Below are 258 nucleotides of genomic sequence, written 5' to 3' on the forward strand. Positions count from 1 at the left end.
ATCATTGAGAAGCGCCACACCATTGTTGTCATAAATCTGTGCGACTTGTGGCGCCTTGCCTTCAGTTTGCATAACCCAGAGATGATTTCCCTGCTGCAGCACTTGCGGCTTATTCACTTTCAGCGAAACAATCTGATTATCCGCACCGATGATAACAATGCCTTTGCTACCCGTACCCAATGTTGCCTTTCCCCAGACCAGAATGTTTTCAGACTGATCAGCAGGAATATCCTGCACTTTCTCCAGCTTGCTGCTGAG

General features: G+C 47.7%; 1 protein-coding gene. It reads right to left on the reverse strand.

What is annotated here, in order from left to right; genetic code table 11:
• Positions 1-258: hypothetical protein (locus tag JEM65_RS21210; RefSeq protein ID WP_199603718.1), on the reverse strand; the 258-nt coding region annotated here is incomplete at both ends.

This window comes from Gelidibacter salicanalis, assembly GCF_016469035.1.
GTDB classification, from domain to species: domain Bacteria; phylum Bacteroidota; class Bacteroidia; order Flavobacteriales; family Flavobacteriaceae; genus Gelidibacter; species Gelidibacter salicanalis_A.